This window comes from Rhodobacteraceae bacterium IMCC1335 (assembly GCA_039640495.1).
Classification (GTDB): domain Bacteria; phylum Pseudomonadota; class Alphaproteobacteria; order Rhodobacterales; family Rhodobacteraceae; genus Thalassovivens.
Window position 1 is genome coordinate 3,250,252 of the sequence record CP046864.1, and the last position, 23,296, is coordinate 3,273,547.

Sequence of the window (23,296 nt, forward strand, 5' to 3'; positions counted from 1 at the left end):
TAGTACAGTTCATAAAACAATACACCAAACGCAAAAAAGCCCGCTTGCGCGGGCTTTTCTGTAGGCATTTGAATTGCGCTTAACCTTGCAGCAGGCTCAGCACGTTTTGCTTCGAGGCATTGGCCTGCGCCAGCATCGCTGTTGAAGCTTGCTGTAAAATCTGTGACTTGGCCAGCGACGTGGTTTCAGCGGCAAAATCTGCATCTTCAATACGACCCTTACCAGCTTGAAGGTTAGAGCTGATATTGGTTAGGTTGCTCACTGTGCTATCTAGACGATTTGATACAGAACCTAGGCTTGCACGCTGATTATTTAGCGATTTGATAGCAGTGTCCAATGCATCAATAGAAGTTTTGGCAGCAGAGGATGTACTAATGTCAAGGGCACTGGTTGTGGTTCCTGCTGTTGCAGAAACACTTGTCAGTGCAACTGCTGGCGTCCAAGAAACACTAACTGTAGTGCCATCATCTGTTGCAGTAAGGTTTGTTATACCTTTTAAGCTTCCTGCGTGAGCATCTAACTCAGCTTGGATGGCAGCCGTTAATCCTTCATCCGTGGCTGTGTTATATAGGTCTTCTTGCGCAGTTACATCAAATTCAATACCGTTAATCTTAAAAGATATTTTGTCGGTGCTGGCTGCGAAGTCGGTATCAGCACCTGGTGCAAACGTAATCTTATTGGCCGATGCGCTATATGATGTGTTTGCATCCGCCGTACCACCATCGTCAAATACCGCATCAGTTACTACCACCTCTTGGATCAGTGTAACTGTCCCATCAGAGGCAGCAGTCGCCTTCAAGCCAGCTTGTGTAGCTTTGTGAGTAGCCGATATATCTGCCATACTGTTAACAATCTCTGCTAATGCTTTTGCTACAGCATGATTGTCATTCCCAAGACTGGTCAGCGTCATGTCTGTTGTTTCAAGCTTACCATTAGATGTGGTAGTAGGAAGATCTGCGCCAGCTATCTTTATGTTGCCAAAAGTAAAGTCAGTTCCATCGTCACCAGTAACTTCGACAGAGACGGATTCTCCGTTAATTGTGAAATTATATACATCGCCCTTAGTTGCAGTGCCATTAATTTGCATGACGTTTCCACCAACGGTCGACATTGTCGCTCCGTTAACACCGACGCTTGCATTTCCTGCGCCAACACCAAGAGCCGAGGCGGTCATGGCTTTGATAGAAGTACTAATTGTATTTTCATTAGCTGTACCACTACCAACTTGTAGATCGAATTTTCCGGTGCCGTGGTTTCCGCCACTGCCAGTCAATAGCTTTTGACCCGCCCAAGTAGTGGAATTTGCAATGCGATCAATTTCAGTGGTTAGAGCGTTCATTTCCAACTGCAAATTAGCGCGGTCATCGGCATCGTTTGTGTCGTTGCGGGCTTGAACCGAGATTTCACGCATGCGCTGCAAAATGCTTTCGATCTCTTGATGTGCGCCTTCGGCAGTATCGATCAGCGCTTGTCCGTCCATCGCATTGCGGATCGCTTGGTTTGTCCCGCGAATTTCAGATGTAAGGCGCGAAGCAATCGCCACGCCGGCCGCATCGTCAGACGCGCCATTAATGCGTTTTCCGGTCGCAAGACGCTCCATTGAGATTTCCATCTCTTTATTCACGCTTGATGCCGCTGCTTGGGCCATCAAAGCGCCTGTATTAGTCGCAACAGTAAGTGCCATTTTCGTTTCTCCTAATCATAACCGATTTTATCGGTGGTTCGACGCGCAGCGCCAAGGTAACGCAAGGGTCTATAATTAATACTTTCCTCGCTCAGGAGTTAGAACGGCTGGGCTTTCTTATTGTTTAGGCGGCAAAGATCAGAAAGCTGCAGTTTTTTGCAAAAAAGGAAAAGTTTTTTAACGATCTTGCACGCTCGGGCTTAAATCGGCATGGTTTTTGAAAGAAGAACAGCAGAGGCAGAGCCCCTGTCAGGAGCAAAGACGCGTAAATGACTTATTTTAAACTTAATATTCTGGCCGTAATCGCCTGCCTGGCTTTCTTTTCGCAGGATGTCATGGCGGCAGACACCGATCTGCCAGATCCATTTAGCCAAGCCGTGACCGCTGTGCGCCATAAAGATTATAGCACCGCTTATCAATTGTTTTTACATTTGGCCGAAGAAGGTGATTATGACGCTCAATATAATCTGGCAGTCTTGTTTAAAAAAGGCCTTGGGCATCCCACGCATTATCAAAACGCATTGAAATGGGCGTTTCTGGCTGAGCTGGGTGGCATAGGAAAAGCCACCGATATGCGCGAAGAGCTGGTGGGCATTCTGCCCGAAGACACTTTGGAGCTTGTACGCGCTGAGGTGAAAGAGGTTTTAACCCAGCGGTTTGAGGCGTCAGATCGCTCGGTGATTTTGCAGCTGGCGCAATATAATCTGACCATCGTGAAAGAGCCCGATTTCAAAACATCCTATGCGCTCCGTGCATTGGCGGCTGCAATCGGCATACGTTCGGCGATGGAGTTGCGTGATGAGGTTGAAGCAGAGCTTGAGCCAAAAGATTTGATGGATGCGCAACAGATGGCGGCAAAGCTCTATGAGGAAACACGCTGGCCATTGCCCGAATAAGGGGTCAGCTGGTCGCAGCGTTATGCAGGTTTGTGCTGCTGGATCAAAATTGACAATAATTCGGGCTCGATACCCAGCTTAAGTTGAATTTGATCTGCTGCATCACCGGCCTTAATCATCGATATTGCGGTTTCAATCATACTATCTGCAGAAAATTCAGGGATAACGGCCTCCGCGGCGCCGGGCTGCAACGGGTCATGCGCAAAATTTGTTTTTGGAAGTGGAGCCCTTTTTTGCGATAAAGGCGCCGCGTGGCCGGGCTGGCTTTCCAAAGTCGCAAGGCGCAGAGCCAGCGCTTTTAGGTTTCGATTCACCCGCGCAACGCGCAACAGCAATGCCACAAGTCCAAACAGCAGGACAGCCAAGGCCAGCAGCACGGCCTGCCAAAAAATTGGAATGGCCCAATACGCGCTCAAGGCGGCTACATCACTCATTTTAAAAGATGTTCTATAGAAGAAATATTGCGCAACTCAGAGGCTGCAGCAGAAAAGTTTTGTTCGCTTACCAGGAAGTCGCGGATAACCCGCAGCCGCTCTTTATCGGTTTTTGTAAGGTCTTTCAGAAACGGCTGAATGTCAGCAAGTTCATTTTTGGCTTTTTTTAAAAAAGAAAGACACGCCTCATGATATGAGGCGCTTGATGGTCGTTCCAGCTTGAGCAATTGGGCCTCAGCTTCAAGCGCGATAAGGACGTCTGAGACTGAATGCACCATAGGAAATAAGGTTAAGACAATTCCGAAACCGATGCCAAAAGCGCATCAGAAATTTTATTGTAATCCACCGGATACTCATTATTTGCGATTTCGGCCCGCAATCTTTGCACCGATTCAATATCGATTGGGGGCGGCATGTCTTGCATCGCTTGCATCACGTCGCCCATCGCAGATTTCACATCTACCGAGACGCTGCCGGCATCGGCTTCCGTTACAGGCGTTGCAGGTGCGGTATTGCCCAACTCAACAGCGCTCGTTTCTAAGCCGGTTCCGACAGAAACTTTTGGCGCGCTAGAGGCTTCGGGCACAACCACGCTGGCTGTTGTTCCGGTTAAATTTTGAACTGTATCTACCATCTTTTTTACTCCAAGGTGACCTGCACCCAAAGAACAATTTATCTCTTCCAAGTCCTACAACGGCAGTTTAATGCAATTGTTTAGAAATTATTTTGCCTTCACTTGAGTTTTTTATCAGCGCCTTCAGTTTAACGCCAGTTTCAAGGTTTGCGACGGTAATCACTTCACCAATTTGCCCATCAGAAAGAGCTACTGCCTTACCAATAATTTCAATTCCTGATCGAGTCAATGTTACATCTATGATCGCATCTTTGAGAATTGCGTAATTTATTTCAAGATGACGCGCCAAGCTTGGGGCGCCGGCAGAGACAGATTTTGTGAGCCGGCGCCCGATCACGTCAGACACTTGCCTATACCCACCATATACTTTTGAAGAAAACCCTGTTTGAACCGTCAGGTCCTTGGCGTCTATAACGGTGCCGCGTTTTAAGGGTGCGCTATAGACCACATAGCTATGTTGCGGCCGGGCCACCTCGTTGATTGGCGTCTTTGATTTTGCTTTTTTGGGCTCAATTATGGGCGTCATAACATCAGCGCGCACCGCAATAGCCCATTTATAAGGCTGCGCGCAGGACACGTTGATGGTTTGCCAATCCTCAAATTTAGGGGCGATGCTCAATTTCGTTTTGCACGGATAAAACAGTTTATGACCCGCCAAGTGCGGGATCACATCCTGCCCCTGCTCTTTGGCCTGAGCAATTATTTGCGCAATGATCTCGTTGCCGGTGATCCGCTCAGCCGCTTGGGCAGCCCCCGTGATGAGGCCGCATATGAGCATAGCGCAAAACCTACTTTTAGAAAAAATAGATGTCATCGCCGCGCCCCCCGCCGCCCGTATCGCTGCCTGGAAGGTGCAAGACGACCCCAGATAGCAATCTATTTGGGTTTGCACCCACAAAAGCTTTGGGATTGGATTGCACAATTTGTTCAAACATCTGCCGCCCAACGGCGCTGCGCCCATAATATTTTGCCACGATCATCGCCAGAGTTTCGCCGCGCCGTACGCGGTGCGTGCTTGCGTCGACAGTAGCGCTATTTCCCGACCTATATTCCAATACGACAAAAGGTTCCTGCGCGATTGCGGGTGCTGCGGATACCAGGAGAAATGCCAAAAGAAGCTTTATTGATCGCATTAAAATGTTCCTTCGATAAGTTGAACGGTTTGGCCGGCCAAACTTTCCGAGTTTTGAAAATTATTGATAGGCCGCATCATCGCTTGACCCGTCATCACTTCTGAGACTTCCAGCAGCACCCAAGCGTGCTCGCCCGTTGTGATGTAAGCTAGCGCGCCTGTTTTGATGCCGGCATTTTGGCCGTGAGGGAAGATTAAATTTTCTCCCGCCAAAGCCAAAGGTGCTTGCAATGGCGCGCAAGAGGCCGAATTAAACTGCCCGATCATCTGATCGACTGCTCCGAAAACGGCCGTTAAATCAAATACCGGAGATCTGGCATCCAAAAGATTTAAGGTTCGGAAGGGCGTTTTCGGGGAGAGGGGCGCCAAAATCTGCAAGTTTGATGAAAAAACCTCGGTCAAATTTCGCGCCGAAATGGCGGAGAGCGAAATCATTGCATGCACCCCACCGCTTCCCGAACGCAGCGTCACATCCGTGGAAATCAAAAGCGCCGCGTCAACCGCTTCCAATTGATTGGATTGCAAACTTGCGTAACTCAGCATTTTTTTTGGGCTTTGGCGTTTCTTGAAATCTGCAAAGCTCATCATCCCGCCACTGCTCAGAGGGCCCGGATAGTTTTGCGAAATATAATGCGTGATTGCTTTGCCAAGTTCGGGGCCCAAGGCCGCATGATGGGCATGAACTTTTTGGCCGATGGAAACGCTTGGGCGCAATATAAGGGCTTTTTCAAAACGCGGATTGGCGCAGGTTTGCGCGGCGCTCTCTGCAAAGAACGCTCTTATACTGACTTGATAATGCGTGGGTGATTTATTTTCTTTCAGAATTTTAAAATCTACCAGCTTTGCGTCTGAGTTTTGGGTGATGATATCGCGCAGCAGCACGCCATTGTGAGACACCAATGTACCGCTGATACGCACACCATTTTGCAGCGCCGCGAGATACAGCGCATCTTCAAGCGCAAACCGCCGTGCTTTTTGCTCGCTATGGCCCGAAAGCGCGGCGCGACCGGTTGCATCGACGGTGGCGATATTGGCGGCAAAGCCATTATTGGCCATCCCTATGAAACAGAAGGCTAGTGCAACAAACAGCTGCAAAAAGGGCCGCCCAATCCGCATTTTAACCTCGTACGGTGCGCATAATATTGGAAAGGAGCGCTTGATCTAGCTCTAACACCACCTCATATGTGTCGCGCCCAACAGGGTTAATGCGCACCGTTTTAGCGCCCAAAATCACCCCATCAACCGAGGCTCTCAGCGAGTCATTTTGCACGATGGCATCAATAATTGTGGTTTGCGAGTCGATCTGTACGCCGTGAACCTGCTCGGTTAGATTGCGCATTGCTTGCAGCCGCGCTGAGCGAATGGCCATCAAACGGCGCTGATTTGCCGATTTTGCGGGCTGGGCAGAAATACTCGCATAGCCCATTCCGGTTAACGTGGGGATCACTTCAACGCGGGGCTGGGTAACGGCGGCTGTTGCATCCACCGCATTTACGATGGCCATTTGATCGTTTGTTTGCGACGCCGGCGCGGCGGCAGAGGGCTCTAAAAGCTGCGCCAAGCTGGGCAGCCCCCCAGTCGTGTCACAGCCCGTAAGCAGCCCGAAAGACAATGCACAGACTGCGAGGGGGAAACGATAAAGTCTTGGCGGCCTATTCCTGTTTTTCTCGAACACGGTCTTTACTCCTCAGCTATCACTGTCAAATACAAGCATGTTTCGTGCCAAAACTGCGGCAAGCGGCAAGTTTTGAACTTTGGCACAGTTTTTGCCTGTTCAGGTGTAAAGTAGAAAAGGTTCCTTCACCGTGGCGCTAATTGAGACATTTAAAATAAATTCGCTCCGCCGCTATTTAAGCGATTCTGTGATTCCGCTGGGCATTTTGGTTATCGTCGCAATGATGGTGCTGCCGCTACCAACTTTCCTGCTAGATGTGTTTTTCAGCTTTAACATTCTTTTGGCACTTTTGGTTTTAATGATCGCCATTCATTCGTTTCGACCTTTGGATTTTTCAAGTTTTCCAACGCTTTTATTGGTTGCAACGGTCTTGAGACTTGCTTTGAACGTGGCGTCCACACGGATTGTTCTGGCAAATGGGCATACGGGGACAGATGCCGCAGGGCAGGTTATTGAAGCCTTTGGCAGCTTTGTGATTGCCGGCAATTTTGTCGTGGGTATTTTTGTCTTTGCAATTCTTGTGATCATTAATCTTGTTGTGATTACCAAAGGTGCCGGCCGTGTATCAGAAGTAACCGCGCGTTTCACATTGGATTCGATGCCTGGCAAACAAATGGCGATTGATGCCGATCTGAATGCTGGAATTCTAACGCCCGAAGAAGCCACAGAACGGCGCAACGAGGTTGCCCGCGAAGCAGATTTTTATGGCTCGATGGATGGTGCCTCGAAATTTGTGAAAGGCGATGCTGTCGCCGGTATTTTGATCTTGGCGATCAATGTTCTGGGCGGCATCACGATAGGCGTTGCGCAATATTCCTTGAGCCTAGCAGAGGCCGCATCGCTCTATACAATTTTGTCAATTGGCGATGGCTTGGTGGCGCAGATACCTTCGCTGCTTTTGTCAATTGGTACTGCGATTATCGTCACGCGTGTCTCGTCAAGCGGATCCATGTCAGAGCATATCGGCGGACAGATCAGCATTCCGCAGGCCTGGTATCCGGTTGCAGTTGTGATCGGCATTATGGGGCTGGTCCCCGGGATGCCATCGGTTTTATTTTTATCACTGGCTGCAATCACCGGCATAATTGGCTTTATGCTCAGTCGCTATGCAGGCAGGGCCGAAACACCCGATATGATCGATAGTTTTGCAGATGAGGAATATGAAGAAGACAATAGCACGGTCAGCGCCGAGCAAATCACGGATAATTCTCGTATTTCGGTAGTGCTAAGCTATCCGCTGATTGCGTTGGTGGAAGATGAAGTGAATGGTCCTTTGGTGACCCGCATTGCTGGCGTGCGCAAGGATATTTCAAAATCGCTCGGCTTTGTCATACCTAGCGTTCGGGTCAAAGATGATCTGAATTTAGAACCGAATTTTTATCAGATTAAAATTGGCCAGCGCATCGTTGCGGAAGATAAAGTATATCCGGGCCGGTTGCTCACCATTCCAACTGGCGACAGCGCAATCGCACTTGAGGGCGAGAAGGTGATTGAACCAACATTTGGCCTTGAAGCCTATTGGATCACCGAGCAACAACGCACACTGGCTGAGGCGCGCGGCTATGTGGTGGTAGAGCCGGAAGCGGTTATCACAACCCAGCTGTCCAAGGTCATCGAACAAAATGCGCATGAGTTGATAGGTCAGGATGAATTAAAGCAAGTGATTGACCGGCTGGCCGAAGCAAGCCCCTCTTTGGTGGAATCTGTGGTTCCCAAATTGGTGCCGTTGCACAATCTGACGGCCATCATGAAAAAGCTTTTGGAAGAACAAATTCCAATCAATGATATGCGCAAAATCTTAGAGGTTTTGGCCGAGCTGTCTGGCCGCAATATGAGCATTGATGACACAGCCGAGGCTTTGCGCCCCTACTTAATTCCGCTGCTTTTACAACGTATGGTGCCGCATAAAGACGCCATTCCAGTTATAACGCTAGATCCCGAATTCGAAAACCTATTGATCAATGCCGATCGACAAAATCAGCAAAGTGATTTGATTATCGACGGAAAATTATCACAGAATATGATCCAGAAACTATCAACTGTAGTGGATGATCAAATGGCTGAAAGCAAGGTTCCATTCCTGATTGTGGCCCCCGTTATTCGCAAAAAACTGTCAAAGCTTGTGCGCGCGCATCTGAGCGATTTAAACATTTTATCGTTTACAGAACTGCCTGAAAGCAAAAAGGTAGAAGTAATCGCGACCGTTTCAGGCGCCGAGCAAACCTGATGAGTCAAGGGATATTGGAAATACGCCATGGTCAATGAACTTATATTTCGCGCCGCCGATACGGCAACTGCGCTTGAAAAGGTGCAGACCAAACTTGGCGAAGATGCTTTCATTATCGGTATTAAAAATGTGGGAAGCTTTGTTGAGATTACGGCCTCAATCGAGCCGCCCAAAAAGCGGCCGGTCAAAAATAGCCGCGATGCTGAACGCTGGCTGAAATCTGCAAAAACCAGCTTGGATGATTTCCGCCAACAGCGGCAAAGCTCTGATTTAGATGCCGATACAACGCTCGATCTCTCCGCGTTGAGCAAAGCTATAGAGGCAAACAGCTTAACGCAAACAGACGAGCTTGCGCCAGCCAAGCCGGTTGCGGCGCGCGGCGAAAGCGCTGCCGATGGCGCACCAGATGTTCAGCCGAAGGCGCAAATTGGGGATCCAAACCCTGCATCCTTGTTCGATGATTTGGAAAATGAAACCGCTTCCATTTCTGCGCCTGAGGATATCCGTGCAGATGGCGCAACATCGTTGGGGTTTGAAGAGGCCGCACCGGCTAACGTATCGAGTGAAAAAAAATCCGCTCATGCAGCCAGTCTTGAGAGCAATGCGCCGGGGCTGGGTTTCGGAGATTTATTGGCTATCGGCCTTAGCTCAGAATTCATCAAATCAGAAATCAAAATAAGCGAATTTGAAGGAGCGATCGAAAAAGACGCGCTTCTGGACCGATTGGTAGAGATATTTATCGACCCTAAAGCCGTAGAACTTTTTCAGCCAAGGCAGAATGTGGTGTTCATTGGCCCCCCCGGCAGTGGAAAATCGACGCTGATCGCGGGCTTAATGCAAAATATAACGCAGCAGTCTAGCGAGAAACCGCAGGTGCTCCACGTGAGTGAAGAGGTTTTGTTTGAAACCGACCGGCTGAGCTTTTACGCGCGGGTGTTGAACTTTCCGCAAATTCGCCAAAAAACATGCAACTCATCCAACATTCTCGCCCCTCAAGAGCAAATTTCGGAGATAGCATGGGAAAAACATCCCGAATTTTGCGCAGTGTTTAAACGTGACGGGCAATTGTTTTCCCATGTACATGTTGTGATGGTCTTACCCGCAGAAATGAATACCGGCTCTATGGATGAGATTTTGCGCGTCTCACCATCAAATTTATCCGTTATTTTCAATAAATGTGACTATGGCCGCGCATCGCCCAAGCAATTGATGAGCCTGTACAACCGGGGTGGTAAAATTGCGGCTTTGACAGGTGATCCCAGCTTGCGAAGCGATCTAAAAGCCGTTGATGCGCAGACGCTCAGAGTGTTCTTCGAGTATATCTTACCCGTTTAAGTTTTCAGACTGTTATTTTGATCTTTGGCTCGGGCTTAGGGCTGCTTCATATATGCGCTCACAGCTGTGCGACGCGCTACGAACGCCGTTTTGTCAGCTGAGCGCTGCGTTTGCAGGAGAGACCGTTCAAATGACAGGTCCTGCATAGATTTGGCCGCAATCTCTGATATTTCTGGGGTTTTATTTTCCAAATCGTCAAACAAAGCCACGATCATATTATGGCGTTTCTCGGCCAATTTCAGCGCTTCATCGATATTTTGGCTGCGCAAGCAAGATTGCAAATCTTGCGTGAGCAGATCCAAATCCGACGCGCCTATGGCTTCAACCGCGTCTAACATCAGGAAATAGACCGCCATGTTGTGGTGATTTCAGTCACCACTTCGATGGCTTGCTCCAAATTGGCAGCTTCTTTCTTCGACGTCGCCAGCACTTGATATTTCACATATTCGTACAGTTTGAACAAATTGTCAGATATTACCCCACCTTTTTCAAAATCGAGGCTGGTTTGTAAAATATAAATCGCCGTTAAACACTTGCTGGTAATCTTACCATAAAGTTCGCTGGTTTGGTCTGGACCCTCTGCAAGGATTTTCAAATTATGCAGCAATGTGTCCAAACACACTGTGATCGCGCCATGGGCGTCTTCAATGCGAGGTGTTGATACAGCAGAATTTGTGTAAGCTTGTTTTCCGACGTATTTGTTCATGACCACCTCCACTTGTGTCACAGAGAAATACGGCTGTGGAAAACTTTTGTTTAGAAAAAAATATTTAAAAAGAAAAATCTATAAAATTTTTTCTAAATCATAGGAATAAGTCAAAATCACCTTGATCAATAGAGGTGATGATACGCTGAAAAGTTGGCACAAGATCATTCCAATCCGCAACCTCAATCGCCTCTTTTCCAGCTTCCAGTTCGAGTATCTTACCGCGATATTTGATTACGATCTGGTATCTTCCGTCGGGAAGTTGTTGCCACCAGCGTTTGGTCTTTGTTGGTACCGTGACCCTTTTCACATCGCCGTCAGGTTGAGGCACCCATTTATACTTCATAGGCACATACGAGCGATCTGATGCCATTAAAATTTGTTCGGAAATTGCAGCTTTAAGCTTTTCACGGCGCGCGATAATCGCCTTGATTTTATGCAAAGGATATTGCTCAACAATTTTAAACTCATGCCAAACTGCTGATTTTTTGCTCTTTTCATCCGCAAGGCGATTGAACTGCTTCGTCATGAGACCGACTTTCTTTAAAAGAATCTAAGGTGGGGACTTAAACGCCCTATTAAACGTATACTCTAAAGTTACGGTCGATTGAACCAATTGTTTACATACCGTCGGCCAGACAGCGTTTTGCTACTTATCGCTTTGCAATATGCTGGCGATCTGACCCTCGGAAAAAGATAGGTTAAAATCTGAGAAAACAAAACTCAGAACCATGCTCGCGGTGATTTGCGCGTTTGGCGGCCCGACAAAACCGGCAGGCAGCTGAAATAGTTCAGTCAGAACGATACCTATCCGATCAATCACGGGTGCATATTTGCGCAGTTTTAAATCCTCAATCTCCGTGAGTCTTTCGATAGACCAACGCGGGACCCAGCCCGCAACAAGGCACGCTGAAAATTGATACCCTGGCTTTGATAAACCCGCGCCAGATAGCAGTTTTGTGGCAATGTATTTTTTTGCTAAGTCGAAGGCGGCCCTATCAAATCCGGCTAAGTGAAAGAGCGCGGATTCAAATGTTTCTGGGATTTGATCCATTGCTATGGGCTGTTCAGCAGGAAATGCTTCGATAAATTGGATTAATTGATCCATATTTTGAGGCTGAGGGGAAAGAAAAGACCCAGAAATATACCCCGCGTCCCACAGCAACTGAACCGTCAAGTTTTTTAAGCTATCTTTCGTGGCCATAAACCCAATTATTTCATTTACGAAGCTTGTGCAAAGCTTTATTCTCGAAATGAAAGATATGTGCAAAATATTATCAAACAGCGCAGACATGAATGAGGTGCGAGCATGAAAGTCATGGCAAAGGTAACAATCTCAGGATGCGTCTACGAGGAATGGAAAGCGTTTTATGACAGTTATCAAGCGGATCGTGCGCGTTTCATAAAGGACGAAACGGTTCTGCAGCAAGGTGATCATGCTGCCGAAGTTGTTTTCGAAATTATCGATCTTGAGGGGTTAAAAGACTTGTCGCAACGTGGTGATATTTTAGACTTTGAAACAAAAAACAGCATCGTTGTGGATATAGAACCACTCTGATTTGAAGCGCGTGACGCGTTGTAAGACACATAGAACTGGTGTTGGTTTTGTCATTGTGGCGCGATAATTGCTTGAAGAAAAATGGAACTCTTTTAAATTAAGAGTGTTATAACTAGGATTTGTAAATGAGCTTTTGTCCTTTATGGGTTATGGGTGTCGTGTCCGTTCAGGCCACCAAGCAATATATACTGAAAGATGTCCCTTTGCCGGGCTATGCCTCTAAATATGGTGAAGTGCTTGAGCAATATTACGATGATGCTGCAGCGCGCAAAATTATGTCGGTCAGCGAAGAAATCATGAAATTGCTGGTCGAGATTGAAGCGGAAGATATTGGCGATATCTTGGATGGCTACATTTATTACACGACAAGCTTTGACGAAAAAGGAAGCCCAAGGAAAATCAAATCCCTCTTCAAAAATGCCTTTGCACCTGAAGATACCGAGTCGCGTGTGCAAGAGGTTTTCACAAGCTTTAAAGTCTACACGTTTAAATATCGATCAGACCCCACCTTGGGCAAACCGAGTGACTGGGATATTTTAGATGTTGATAAAATTGGATGGTTGGGCGATTTAATGGAGATGAATGTATCATATAATGATGCTTTCGACGCCTCTTTTTAGGCAGTAGGAGCCGCGATGTTACTTTCGTTAGAAGAAGCCGCAAAACGGGCTGACCTCACGCTTGAGGAGCTGCAACAGAATATTAAAGAAGGCCGTCTGGCGACGGTGGCCAATACGGGGGATGAAGATACGGCGCAGGTTGACGAAAAAAACTTAGAACATTTCATCAATAAACGCTCCTTTAATGCCCTGTGGTCGGATGCCGAAACGTCATCGGACACCAATCAAGCAGACGCACCTGCAAAACCAAATGGCAGCTTGCGGCGTGTGCTTACGATCGAAGCAGTTGCTGATCTAAAAATTCAAAATCGTATTCTAACCGCGCGTGTTGATACGCTCGAGCGGCTTTTCTCAGAATTTATTGAGCGCGAGAAAGACGCTGAAAGCACTTTATTGCTGAATGATGATTGGAAAATAGATGGGCTTGCCGGGCTTACCCCACAGGAGGCCGACGCTGAAAAAGAATTGCCTGCAGAGGAGGCCAAAGCCGTCGTAACCGCGCAGGTAGAGGGCAAAACCGAATTGGTAGAAAACGGCCCCGAAGCTGCTATGGAGGCAGAAGTACCCGATGCCAAACAAACAAAAGTTGCCGGCGAAGCGAAGGAAATTGTTGAATCGCCCGTTCAACCGGTGAAGAAAACTACAAAATCCAAAACGTCAGAACCTTCTGGGGGCGGCGGTCTTGCAAACTTGAAAAACAAGTTGAAGGGTGTTTCCACAAATACAGATGATTTGGCAGAAGAAATCCCTGAAGAGAAAAGCGATATATCTGCCAAGCTTCGTATGTATGAACAACGTTTGGCTGAAGCCAAAGAAACAGCAACGCGGATCTGGAATTAAACATCCACTAAATGCCATGATCTGCGAAGTTGATACTTTGCAAAGATGGTTTTTCCCCTCTATAAAATTACAATGACGCTTTAATCAGCGGTTGGTGTATGTCTCGGTTTGTCTATGCTGCTTAAATCGGCCCCGTAGAAATGGATGTCGACATGAACGAGAATTCGAACCTCACCGCAGCTTTATCAAGATTGATACAATTGATCCTTGTTGGGGTTGTTTTTGGCCTTGTTGTTGCCTTTGTTGCCCATTTCTTTGTCCTTGGCGTTCAATTTTTCACAAACTTTCGCGCTGTGGTCGCACCGATACAAATATCAGGCTTTGAGCTTCATTATGCACAGTTCTTGACATTAGGATTTGTGGCGCTTTGTATAATAGCGATTAAGAAAAACCTTGGGATCGCGCGCTGGCATGGGCCTGCTGACAGCATTCATGCAGCGCATCGCACCGATAATGAGTTGGATATAAAAGCTGGCTTGTCTTCGACGCTGGTGGCTTTTTTAAGCGCTTCGGGTGGCGCCTCGGTTGGCCAATATGGTCCGCTGGTGCATTTTGGCGCGGTGATCGGTAGCGCGCTGAAGCGATTCTCAAGAAGTGGAATTTCGACCGATATTTTCATCGGATGCGGTGTTGCCGCTGCGATTTCTGCGGGCTTTAATGCCCCAATCGCCGGTGTCATATTTGCCCATGAAGCGATTATTCGGCATTTCTCTTTAAAAGCCATCGCCCCAATTGCCATCGCCTCTTGCGTTGCAGCTGGGGTCACTGAATTGTTTTGGGGTGGCACAACCCTTTTTGAAGTCGGCGGATTTGATGGCGATTTATCCACTCTTTTGCCCATCGCGCTTCTGCTCGGACCCTTCTTTGGCGTGCTCGCCGTGGGCTTTATGTTAAGCGTTCGCAGAGTTGCTGCCTTTACAGCCTCCGGGCGTTTCACACCAGCACAAGCAGTTCTTATCGCCGCGGCGATCACCGCGACCGGTGGCGCCTTTGTGCCCGAAACACTGGGTTTGGGCGGCGAAACTGTGCGTGGCGCGATCGGAATGCAATATACGTTAGCTTTTTTGTTTGTCGTTCTGTTTTTGAAAATTATTCTGACCTCGGTATGCTTGGGGATGGGGCTTTTTGGCGGGATATTTTCGCCCTCTTTGGTTATAGGGGCCGCTGGCGGCGCAATCGCCCTGCATATCCTTGCATCACTTGGCTTGGATTTGCCGGGGGCAGTGGGCATTGTGATCTGTGGTATTGCGGCTGTTTCTTCTTCAGTGATCGGCGCGCCTATCGCTGGAACGATCATTATTTTAGAGCTGACCGGATCATATGAATTTGCCTTACTGGCTATGATCAGCATTGTAACCTCTGTGCTGACGTCTCACCTTTTATTTGGCAATTCCTTCTTTGATCGCCAATTGCTGGATCGGGGCATCGATATATCGTCGGGCCGCACGGGCCTTGAAATGATGGAACGCAATATTGAAACCATCGTGCACCAAGATTATTGCCGCCTAAACCCGGAGGATAGCAGCCAAACCGCGATAAATCTTTTGATCGAAAGCGGCTCAACCGAAGCCTATATCATTGGCCCAGATAATGGCTTTCTGGGGAAAGTTGCGCTTCAAACCCTGTTAAAAGGTGCCCCAGACGGGCTGGCCATAGCTGAGCAAGAGGTGGATCCAATTTCAATCAAATCAGACGCATCTCTTCAACAGGCCATGGAAATTGCCGTAGATTTTGTTGGCGAAAGCATTCCTGTGATCGATCGTATATCGGGCCGTTTGATCGGAATCGTAACTGAGGCGGATTTGTTCAGAGATTACTTGGCACTGCAAAATCGCGTTGTGGATCTTGAACGGCGGTAAGCGCGGCGCACTGGCCCTTGGTTGAATGCTGTTTTACCCATGAGCGGTACAGCAGAGCTGTTCTAGGCGCGCGTGTCTCACAAGCTGGTTTAGCAACAAAACAGTTATATATATCCTTTGCGCCAAGCCAAAAACGCGGCTTGTTTTATTCTCAAAAGGAAAAGGGCGGCAGTGGAAGCTCTTCCAGATTAAACGCCGCCAATCCCCGAAAATCACATGGTTTCAGCGCCAGAGAACACCCCGCCGACATGCGCGCTATTCGGACGCATCAGAAAGCTTTATGCGGCTTGCCCGCATGGCATTTATTTTTTCTTGCGCTGACATGGCGCTCAGCTCATCAGTAGATTGCTTGATACCGCAGATGTTCAGATCCTTGATACGCATCATGTCGAGCCCCTCAGCGCCAACGCTCATGATCATAAGAGCAAATTTCACGCTGGTTTCCGCTTCCCTGTCGGCCCGCCATCCCCCAACCGTTCAATATGAGGGTGTTCCCTAGGACATGGCCTAGTATTTTGTTACGGATCCATGCTTCGTTCGGGGCGGTACGGCGTTTCGCGCAAGCCTCAAAAAAGCTTTCAAGTTTACGGGTCGGTGCTTGGCAACACTGCCAGAATGTGAAACGATACTCGGGCCGTGAACGTGTAAAACATGCTGAGAAAGATATCTAAATGAAAAAATTATTTTTGCTTGCCGGCCTGCTTCTTCTAACCGCTTGCGATATTCCGCTTATTCCGGGCCTTTAAAGCCTTTGCACGGGGCGATCGCTGGGGGTGTTCACCACGCCCCCCCGTTTGGCCAGCGAATAGACATCTGCGGCAACTTGGGCGCTTTTGCGAAGCGTTTCGGGGGCCAAATGCGCGTAGCGTTTGGTGGTGTTGATTGAGGCATGACCAAGCAAATTTTGAACCTCATAAATTGAAACGCCGTTATTCACCAAAATGCTGGCAAAGCTATGGCGCAAATCATGCAGCCTGAAATCCCGCAAGCCCGCAGCGCGCCTTGTTCCAAGACCGATATAGATTTTGATAGGGGCGGCCCGTTTTCAGATTTCCAAACACATAGACGCATGGGTTTTCCAGCGAATGCTGATCATGAAACTGTTTGACCACGCGCAACAGATCCAGAACCGCCTCTGCGATCGCCAGTTTGCGAAACTGGCCGGATTTTGTTTTTGGAATCGTCCAAACGGCATTTTCTAAATCAAAATCTTGCCATCGCGCCTGCGCCGCCTCGTTGCGGCGGGCGCCGGTCAGCAGCAAAAACCCGATAAAGAATTTTAACATGTGATTTTTGCTTCGATTTAATTCGAAAAACAATTTGATATGCTCTTCTTCTGAGAGGTAGCGGTTCAATTTAGGCGGATCTTTCAGGTATTGAATGTCCAAATGGCGCGCGGGCGGTACGTTTTTAAGCCGCCATTTATGCGCCCGGTTAAACAGCGCCCCCAACAATACCAAGCTTTGATTGATCATGCCGGCTGAAAATCCGGATGCTTTTTTACCAGATGTATATCGGATCACCATGTCAGGGGTGATTTCAACAAAGGTTTTGCGGCCAAATACGGGCGCCAGATGCAACCGAAACAGGCTTTCATCCACATGCCAGCTGGGTTTGTGCAGTTTGATAAACGGCAAATATTGAGCCTGGAAAAACGTTTCAAGCTGCGGCGTCGCTTTGAGTTGATTTTTTTCGTCTAGCGGATCAATTCCATAGGCGACTTGCCGGTGGTGTTGCAGCGCTAAGCGCCGCGCATCGGCCACTTTCAACGCCGGAAAGGCTCCAAGGCTCATATTGCGCTGCCGACCACCAATGCGATATCGAAATAAAAACCTTTTTGAGCCCTTGGTCACCACGGCGGATAGGCCCAGCGTTTTTGGATCCTTTACATAGAGATAGGCCTTACTCTGCGGACAAATTGCAGATTCCAACGCTTTATTGGTAAATTGAGATGGTTGCATGTTAGCTCATCCAAATAAAAGATACTTATTAACTTTATAAGGTGCCAAAAAGATCAAAAATAGCGAAACCCAGAGAAAATACTTTTGGTATCGAATTTGAGGAAATCTTATGTTTCTATCGATATTCTTGGCCTCATTATCAAATTTTCCTAATAGATCTAGGTTTTTGGAATTTTTCTCAAAAAAACTCTGTTTCAAAACCACCGCACCTAAGGAGAATGGCCGACACAAAAAATCTAATTTTTATATTATTAAATAGTTTCAATAAGATACAATTTTTGAGAGGGCGGAATTTGAGCCTCAGAAAATACTGGACAAGTCTCTATTGAGCGGTAAGCATTAGTCCGAATGACTTTTTTAACCGGTATTTTTTCTCATGGAAGTGCCCTCTGCACGTCAAATTATTGCGGCCCGTGGGCTACTTGGAATTTCGCAACAGAGATTAGCGGAAGGCTCTGGTGTGTCGATTGCTGCGCTAAAAAGGTTTGAGGCAAAAGCAGATCAATCTGACGATAAAGCAAATACCCGCGTGGGAACGATTTCAAAGCTGATGCTCTATCTTAAGGGCCGCGGCATCGCTTTTTTAAGCCATGATGATTTCCAAGGCGTGGTTCTCAAAGAAAAGTGATATTTTTTGATTATTTAAATCAATTGTTTAATGGAATTTCCCGCTGGATAGCTTCTACCAAAAAAAGCAAGCTTAAAAAATGTAAAACCGAGCAAGATAAAAATTTGTGACACAGGCGGGTCAAGCCTGACATTGCAAGATTTCAAAAACATGTATCAATTTGTAAAGAAACGGGTTTCTTGGCCCGCGCCGCTGCGCGACTAATACAGGCGCTTTGATGGCCCAAGCAGCGGCATCTAGCGTGAATAAAGAGATGGAAATCTCAATGGAGCGTCTTGCGACCGGCAAACGTATTAACTCTGCTGCTGATGACGCGGCTGGCGTAGCGATTGCTTCGCGTTTGACATCTGAGATCAAAGGCACCAACATGGCGATCCGTAATGCGATGGACGGGCAAGCGATGATCGACACCGCAGAGGGCGCGCATGCAGAAGTTGAGAATATTTTACAGCGCATGCGTGAACTGGCCGTTCAGTCGTCAAACGGCACTAATGACGCCAACGATCGGGCAAATCTTCAATCTGAAATGACACAGCTGTCTACTGAGATCGATCGCATTGCCGGTACAACGTCTTGGGCTGGCATCAACTTGTTGGATGGTGCAACTCCAAATACCAATAGTTTGGCAACTTCACACTCAGATGTGAAAAATATTTCGCTGGCCGTTGGTTCAGGAACCACAAACCTTGACTCTATCAGCGTCAACATTGGTGCTCTTTCTGCGTCAGCGCTTGGAATAGGTGGAGGTACTTCAACTCCAACAATTGCAAGTACTGTGAATGCCGGTGGTGCAGCTGGAAATGTATCAGTGGCCCAAGCAAATGATAAGCACGCAGCATTCACATTTTCTGGAACGTGGGCTGCGGGTGACACATTTTCTGCAAATCTAAATGGGGTAGCGATCTCAATCACGGCTGTCGACGCAGATGGATATTCTAACGATACTGAGGGACTGGCCCGCCAGTTTGCAGACGCTATCGTAACTGCTCGAGATACCGCAGCAAATGCAGGAGAACTTACTGGGCTTGAAGTATCGCGCAGTGGTTTGGTTGTAAGTGCAGGTTTTGGTAGTGCGACAGCCGGTAGTTCCGCTGTTGACATTTCATTGATAAATGCTGGTGTCACTAGTGGAGACGCAACTGCGGCAATTGATGCAACCTCTACTGCGAATACGATTGCTCTCACAGCCGGAGCAGCAAACGACGTCGGAGTTTTTTCAGTAGATATCAATGGAGAAACTGTGACGCTCACGCAAGGGACAGGTTTCGGTGGCACGTCAGCTTTCACAGATGATACCGCTGGCGGAAATGCTGCCTTGGCTGCTGCAATCAATGCGAAAGTCGCTACCAGTGGCGATGCTCTTTACGGTTCGAACATCGTTGCAACCGCGAGCGCAACTGCAGTAACGTTGACACAGACATTAGTTGTCGACAGCACAACCGCATCATCAACTGCTGGTACTGCGACTTTCTCAGAGAGTGGCGGAACCTTTACCATGGGCGGAACATATGCTGCTGGTGACGTTTTCAATACTGTGATTGACGGAGTTGAAGTATCTATAACCACCTCCGCAACTGACTCTTATGCAGAGACAACTGCTGGTGCCGTTTCTCAAATGGCTCAAGCGATTACCGATGCTGGTATTTCTAATGTTACAGTGTCCAACATTACTGCAACTGGGTTCACTGTGGAAAGATCAAATGCGATTGACATCACATCGATCTCTGCTGCTCAAAGCACAATCACAAGCTTAGACACTGCGTTGCAAACCATTGCTTCACAGCGTGCTAATCTTGGTGCCGTAAGCAACCGCTTAGACAGCACTGTAAGCAACCTGACTAACATCAGCTCTAATCTACAAGCTGGTCGTGGCCGCATTGAAGACGCAGATTTTGCAGCTGAAACGACTTCACTGGCGAAGTCTCAAATCCTGCAGCAAGCGTCAACAGCGATGCTGGCGCAGGCCAATGCCTCAAAGCAAAACGTGCTGAGCCTGCTGCAAGGTTAAGCGCAATTCAAATGCCTACAGAAAAGCCCGCGCAAGCGGGCTTTTTTGACTCTGCACCCTTACTTCAAAAATCGCGCGGAAGATGAAGAAACCGCGCGCAGCGCTGCCTTAATTTAAACTATAATCCCGCACCAGGCGCACGGCGTTTTCTTGAAAATAGAAAAACCGATTATACAATTGCCCCGTATAAAAATTCACCGTCCAGAAATATTGATCGGTATAAAAGCTCTGATCACTGGTCCAATAGGAACCCTGATGCGTGTTGGGAAAGGTCTGCTGATTAATTTTCGGCGCATCAACGTTTTTTTGGATCAAACCTTTCAGCTCTTTTACCGTGGGCAGACGCCAACCCCCGCCCCAGTTTTCGCGCATCACGGCGCTGATCTGTTCGGCCTGCGCGACGGTCAGCATTTTTATCTCACCCTGGCAGGTCTCATCCTGCCAAACCTGCCCGATACTGCAGCGCATCCATTCCAATTTATTGAAATAATCGCGCGCAAGCGGCCCATCCCGTTGCAATCGCAGCGTTTCTGCACAAGCCGGTGCGCTTTGAATAAGACAGCCGATTAGCAAAGCATAAAGAAAAGGGCGCGCCATCTGAACTTTCGTTTTTTTCATCACTCTGCGCTGATTTTCACAAGATGGCATCACTTTTGCAACCTAATTCGAAAAACATACAGAGCGGACATTATGGATTTAGCTTCACTTATCGGCATGCTTGGCGCGCTTGGCTTCATCGGCGGCAGTATGATTTCCTCAGCGGGCTCGCTTGGGCCCTTTCTTGACGTTCCCTCAGCGCTTGTGGTTTTGGGCGGCACATTCTTTGCGGTGATGTGGACAACCCCCCTGCCCGCCTTTCTGGGCCATTTTGGGGCGATGGCGAAATGCTTCTTACCCCCCGTCAAGAAATTGGATGCCACGATCATTCGCATGGTTGAGTTGGCAGCGATCGCCCGTAAAGACGGGATGATGGCGCTTGAGGGCCAAGATGTGCCCGATAAATTCTTTGAAAAAGGCATGCAGCTGCTGGTTGATGGCGCTGATGAGCCGAAAATGGTTAAAATCATGAATGCGGAAATTGCCGCGATGAAAAGCAGGCATGAGGTCAATCATGGAATCTTAACGGCGTGGATTGATATCGCCCCGGCGATGGGAATGATCGGAACCTTGATCGGCCTCGTTGTGATGTTGGGAAATATGAGCGATCCAAAAGCGATCGGCCCCGCGATGGCGGTGGCCTTGTTGACCACGCTTTATGGAGCGTTTTTTGCCAACGTGTTTTTTGGCCCGATCCGCACCAAATTAGAAGGCTACACAGCCTATGAAATCTTCTATCGCGGGGTGGTTTTAGAAGGCCTGCGCAATATTGCCCGCGGCGAATCTCCACGCAATATTCAAGATGTTTTGGCGTCAAACCTGCCGTCCAAACAGCAAGAAAAATTGGCGGCGGCATAACCGATGGCAGAGGATCTCGAAGAAGACGACGCCCCCGAAGAAGAATGTCCGAAATGTCCGCCGGCCGGTGCGCCGGCCTGGATGGCAACATTCGCCGATATGGCGACCTTGTTGATGGCATTTTTCGTGATGATTTTGTCTTTCGCCGAGATGAATGTTCCAAAGTTCAAACAGATTTCTGGGTCTTTAAAGGATTCATTTGGTGTTCAACGGTTGATCCCGGTGGTGGAACAGCCCGAAGGCACAACCGTGCTTGAAATGCGCTTTAGCCCCTCTCCCTCACCATCAGTGACCGAGGACATGACGCAGCAAACAACCGAAATTACTAAACCCGATGTCGAAGTTCCGACAGATAATGACGATAGCGATGGGTCTGACGAAATGCAGGAAGGCCAAGAACTCGTCGAAGGTCTGGGCGGTAAAGAGCAAGATGGCAGCGGAGAAAACGATCAGAAAAACCAAGCCGAGAAACTGGCAGATGCCATCGAACAAATCGCGCAGGCTGTTGATATAGCGGTTTCGACCCTAGACAATAAGGTTGTGGTGGATCTGAAGGCAAAAGGATCCTCGCCCGAAGAAATGAAAGAGAAATTCAAAAAAGTGGGTCAAGCCGTGTCATTGGCCGAGCTGGCCACTGGGCAATCAGAGCAAGAGGTTTTATTTGGCGGGTTGGAAGAACAGCTAAGCGAATTGATTGATTTTGTCTCTGAGCTTGAGAACCAGTTGAAAAAATTGGGCGGTCAAGACAGCGAAGAGGCCTTTGCCGAAGCTGGAAAAGCCGAAAAGAAAGCCCAAGACGCCGCAGAAGATTTGAAAGTGAAATTGCAGGACCAGATTGAATTTGGCGCTGTCACTGTAGAGACACGCGATAATAAAGTGTTTGTCACCGTCGGTACGGGTGGCGCCTTCCCCTCTGGCTCGGCCAATCTAACCGCTCAAGCGCAAGAAATTATTGACCAAATTGCAAATGTCAGCGATGGCAGCGATAACAGCATCACTGTTGCGGGCCATACAGATGATGTGCCGATTGCCTTTGGTGCGCTTTACCGCGACAATTGGGATTTAGCAGCAGCGCGCGCATCAAGCGTGGTGCAAGCCATCGAAAGCAGCGGTCAAGTTGGTCCTGGCCGGTTGGAAGCAAAAAGTTATGGTGAAACCAGACCGATCGCGGATAATGCCACGGCCGCAGGACGCGAGGAAAATCGCCGCATTGAAATTGAGCTTGAATATTAAAGCAGCAAGGATCGCGGTGACCGATGCGTCCCCGCGCACCTATCCAACCACCAGATCGGGCTGAACAGTCACGCAAACGCAAATTGACCCGGCCGGTTCGATTAATCGCGCTTCTTCCATTGGCGATATTCAAACGCGGATTTCAAAAGTGCAAAAAAGGCCAACACACCGACCAAAATCAAAGCGATGGTCAAAGGCTTTAAACTGGCCACAGCAGATAAAATCGACCGGTCAATAAAGGTGAGTAACGCGATGGTCAGCACGGATAACAAGAAAATCCGAATGGCCATGCAAATACGGCAGGGAGTGTCTTTTTCCTTTGGAACCATGTAGATAACTCCTTCCAGATTTATCTTACCAGAAACTTAATAAAGACTGAATCAATATTTTTTCAGTATTTTGCAGTTTTGG

Annotated in this window: 25 protein-coding genes and 1 pseudogene; 11 read left to right on the forward strand and 15 right to left on the reverse strand. The window is 48.1% G+C overall.

Going from position 1 to position 23,296, the window contains the following annotated elements; translation table 11 throughout:
* Positions 1–79: 79 nt before the first annotated feature.
* Positions 80–1,684 carry a hypothetical protein gene (locus tag GN241_15880; protein XAT58708.1) on the reverse strand — a complete coding sequence of 535 codons (1,605 nt, stop codon included), beginning with the start codon at positions 1,682–1,684 and terminating at the stop codon, positions 80–82.
* A gap of 269 nt (positions 1,685–1,953) precedes the next feature.
* On the opposite strand from GN241_15880, the gene GN241_15885 reads away from it, so the two are divergent.
* On the forward strand, positions 1,954–2,580 hold the full coding sequence (locus GN241_15885; protein XAT58709.1) for a hypothetical protein: 627 nt from the start codon (positions 1,954–1,956) through the stop codon (positions 2,578–2,580).
* 20 nt (positions 2,581–2,600) lie between these two features.
* Here the strand turns inward: GN241_15885 and GN241_15890 are convergent, their stop codons facing one another.
* The 5 genes from GN241_15890 to GN241_15910 all read right to left on the reverse strand — a co-directional run bounded on the left by GN241_15890 (position 2,601) and on the right by GN241_15910 (position 6,284).
* Entirely contained in the window at positions 2,601–3,014 is a 414-nt protein-coding gene (locus GN241_15890; GenBank protein ID XAT58710.1) for a hypothetical protein, read from the reverse strand.
* Between the two features lie 289 nt (positions 3,015–3,303).
* Positions 3,304–3,648, reverse strand: a complete 345-nt coding sequence (locus GN241_15895; GenBank protein XAT58711.1) for a flagellar biosynthesis protein FlgM — start codon at positions 3,646–3,648, stop codon at positions 3,304–3,306.
* Between the two features lie 67 nt (positions 3,649–3,715).
* Positions 3,716–4,609: a flagellar basal body P-ring formation protein FlgA gene (gene flgA / locus GN241_15900; protein XAT58712.1), complete on the reverse strand. Its 894-nt coding sequence runs from the start codon at positions 4,607–4,609 to the stop codon at positions 3,716–3,718.
* A gap of 171 nt (positions 4,610–4,780) precedes the next feature.
* Positions 4,781–5,896, reverse strand: a complete 1,116-nt coding sequence (locus GN241_15905; protein ID XAT58713.1) for a hypothetical protein — start codon at positions 5,894–5,896, stop codon at positions 4,781–4,783.
* 1 nt (position 5,897) lies between these two features.
* Positions 5,898–6,284, reverse strand: coding sequence for a hypothetical protein (locus tag GN241_15910; GenBank protein ID XAT59322.1), 387 nt, complete (start codon positions 6,282–6,284; stop codon positions 5,898–5,900).
* Positions 6,285–6,675: 391 nt separating this feature from the next.
* Here GN241_15910 and flhA point away from each other — a divergent pair, with 391 nt between their 5' ends.
* Positions 6,676–8,682, forward strand: coding sequence for a flagellar type III secretion system protein FlhA (gene flhA / locus GN241_15915; protein XAT59323.1), 2,007 nt, complete (start codon positions 6,676–6,678; stop codon positions 8,680–8,682).
* Between the two features lie 27 nt (positions 8,683–8,709).
* Positions 8,710–10,017 (forward strand): hypothetical protein, encoded by a 1,308-nt coding sequence (locus GN241_15920; protein XAT58714.1) that lies wholly within the window; start codon positions 8,710–8,712, stop codon positions 10,015–10,017.
* Between the two features lie 35 nt (positions 10,018–10,052).
* Here the strand turns inward: GN241_15920 and GN241_15925 are convergent, their stop codons facing one another.
* The 4 genes from GN241_15925 to GN241_15940 form a co-directional block, all read right to left on the reverse strand.
* Complete coding sequence (locus GN241_15925; protein XAT58715.1) at positions 10,053–10,355, reverse strand: hypothetical protein; 303 nt, start codon at positions 10,353–10,355, stop codon at positions 10,053–10,055.
* The gene (locus tag GN241_15930) at positions 10,355–10,723 is read right to left on the reverse strand and encodes a flagellar biosynthesis protein FliS (GenBank protein ID XAT58716.1); all 369 of its coding nucleotides are present in this window, start codon (positions 10,721–10,723) and stop codon (positions 10,355–10,357) included. The genes GN241_15925 and GN241_15930 overlap by 1 nt, the downstream gene beginning before the upstream one ends.
* A 97-nt stretch (positions 10,724–10,820) precedes the next feature.
* On the reverse strand, positions 10,821–11,252 hold the full coding sequence (locus GN241_15935; protein ID XAT58717.1) for a hypothetical protein: 432 nt from the start codon (positions 11,250–11,252) through the stop codon (positions 10,821–10,823).
* A 120-nt stretch (positions 11,253–11,372) separates the two neighbouring features.
* A complete protein-coding gene (locus tag GN241_15940; GenBank protein ID XAT58718.1) occupies positions 11,373–11,831 on the reverse strand; it encodes a hypothetical protein in 459 nt (152 codons plus the stop codon).
* A gap of 201 nt (positions 11,832–12,032) precedes the next feature.
* On the opposite strand from GN241_15940, the pseudogene GN241_15945 reads away from it, so the two are divergent.
* From GN241_15945 to GN241_15960, 4 genes and pseudogenes are all read left to right on the forward strand, one after another.
* Positions 12,033–12,215: pseudogene (locus GN241_15945) on the forward strand (hypothetical protein).
* A gap of 191 nt (positions 12,216–12,406) precedes the next feature.
* A complete protein-coding gene (locus tag GN241_15950; GenBank protein ID XAT58719.1) occupies positions 12,407–12,901 on the forward strand; it encodes a hypothetical protein in 495 nt (164 codons plus the stop codon).
* Positions 12,902–12,916: 15 nt separating this feature from the next.
* Positions 12,917–13,741, forward strand: a complete 825-nt coding sequence (locus tag GN241_15955; protein ID XAT58720.1) for a hypothetical protein — start codon at positions 12,917–12,919, stop codon at positions 13,739–13,741.
* Positions 13,742–13,881: 140 nt separating this feature from the next.
* Positions 13,882–15,600, forward strand: a complete 1,719-nt coding sequence (locus GN241_15960) for a CBS domain-containing protein (protein ID XAT58721.1) — start codon at positions 13,882–13,884, stop codon at positions 15,598–15,600.
* 255 nt (positions 15,601–15,855) lie between these two features.
* Here the strand turns inward: GN241_15960 and GN241_15965 are convergent, their stop codons facing one another.
* The 3 genes from GN241_15965 to GN241_15975 all read right to left on the reverse strand — a co-directional run bounded on the left by GN241_15965 (position 15,856) and on the right by GN241_15975 (position 17,561).
* On the reverse strand, positions 15,856–16,035 hold the full coding sequence (locus GN241_15965; GenBank protein ID XAT58722.1) for a hypothetical protein: 180 nt from the start codon (positions 16,033–16,035) through the stop codon (positions 15,856–15,858).
* A gap of 307 nt (positions 16,036–16,342) precedes the next feature.
* A complete protein-coding gene (locus GN241_15970; protein ID XAT58723.1) occupies positions 16,343–16,630 on the reverse strand; it encodes a tyrosine-type recombinase/integrase in 288 nt (95 codons plus the stop codon).
* Positions 16,566–17,561 (reverse strand): DUF4102 domain-containing protein, encoded by a 996-nt coding sequence (locus GN241_15975; protein XAT58724.1) that lies wholly within the window; start codon positions 17,559–17,561, stop codon positions 16,566–16,568. The genes GN241_15970 and GN241_15975 overlap by 65 nt, the downstream gene beginning before the upstream one ends.
* Before the next feature lie 382 nt (positions 17,562–17,943).
* Between GN241_15975 and GN241_15980 the strand changes: the two genes are divergently transcribed.
* Together GN241_15980 and GN241_15985 are read left to right on the forward strand one after the other, a co-directional pair.
* Positions 17,944–18,189, forward strand: a complete 246-nt coding sequence (locus tag GN241_15980) for a transcriptional regulator (GenBank protein XAT59324.1) — start codon at positions 17,944–17,946, stop codon at positions 18,187–18,189.
* A gap of 217 nt (positions 18,190–18,406) precedes the next feature.
* Positions 18,407–20,197: a hypothetical protein gene (locus GN241_15985; GenBank protein XAT58725.1), complete on the forward strand. Its 1,791-nt coding sequence runs from the start codon at positions 18,407–18,409 to the stop codon at positions 20,195–20,197.
* Between the two features lie 108 nt (positions 20,198–20,305).
* Here the strand turns inward: GN241_15985 and GN241_15990 are convergent, their stop codons facing one another.
* Positions 20,306–20,845 carry a DUF1566 domain-containing protein gene (locus GN241_15990; protein XAT58726.1) on the reverse strand — a complete coding sequence of 180 codons (540 nt, stop codon included), beginning with the start codon at positions 20,843–20,845 and terminating at the stop codon, positions 20,306–20,308.
* A 42-nt stretch (positions 20,846–20,887) separates the two neighbouring features.
* Between GN241_15990 and GN241_15995 the strand changes: the two genes are divergently transcribed.
* Both GN241_15995 and GN241_16000 read left to right on the forward strand, forming a co-directional pair.
* Positions 20,888–21,652, forward strand: a complete 765-nt coding sequence (locus GN241_15995; GenBank protein ID XAT58727.1) for a flagellar motor protein PomA — start codon at positions 20,888–20,890, stop codon at positions 21,650–21,652.
* 3 nt (positions 21,653–21,655) lie between these two features.
* Positions 21,656–22,885 (forward strand): OmpA family protein, encoded by a 1,230-nt coding sequence (locus GN241_16000; GenBank protein XAT58728.1) that lies wholly within the window; start codon positions 21,656–21,658, stop codon positions 22,883–22,885.
* A 101-nt stretch (positions 22,886–22,986) separates the two neighbouring features.
* On the opposite strand, the gene GN241_16005 is transcribed toward GN241_16000, so the two are convergent.
* Complete coding sequence (locus GN241_16005) at positions 22,987–23,214, reverse strand: disulfide bond formation protein B (protein ID XAT58729.1); 228 nt, start codon at positions 23,212–23,214, stop codon at positions 22,987–22,989.
* Positions 23,215–23,296 lie beyond the last annotated feature (82 nt).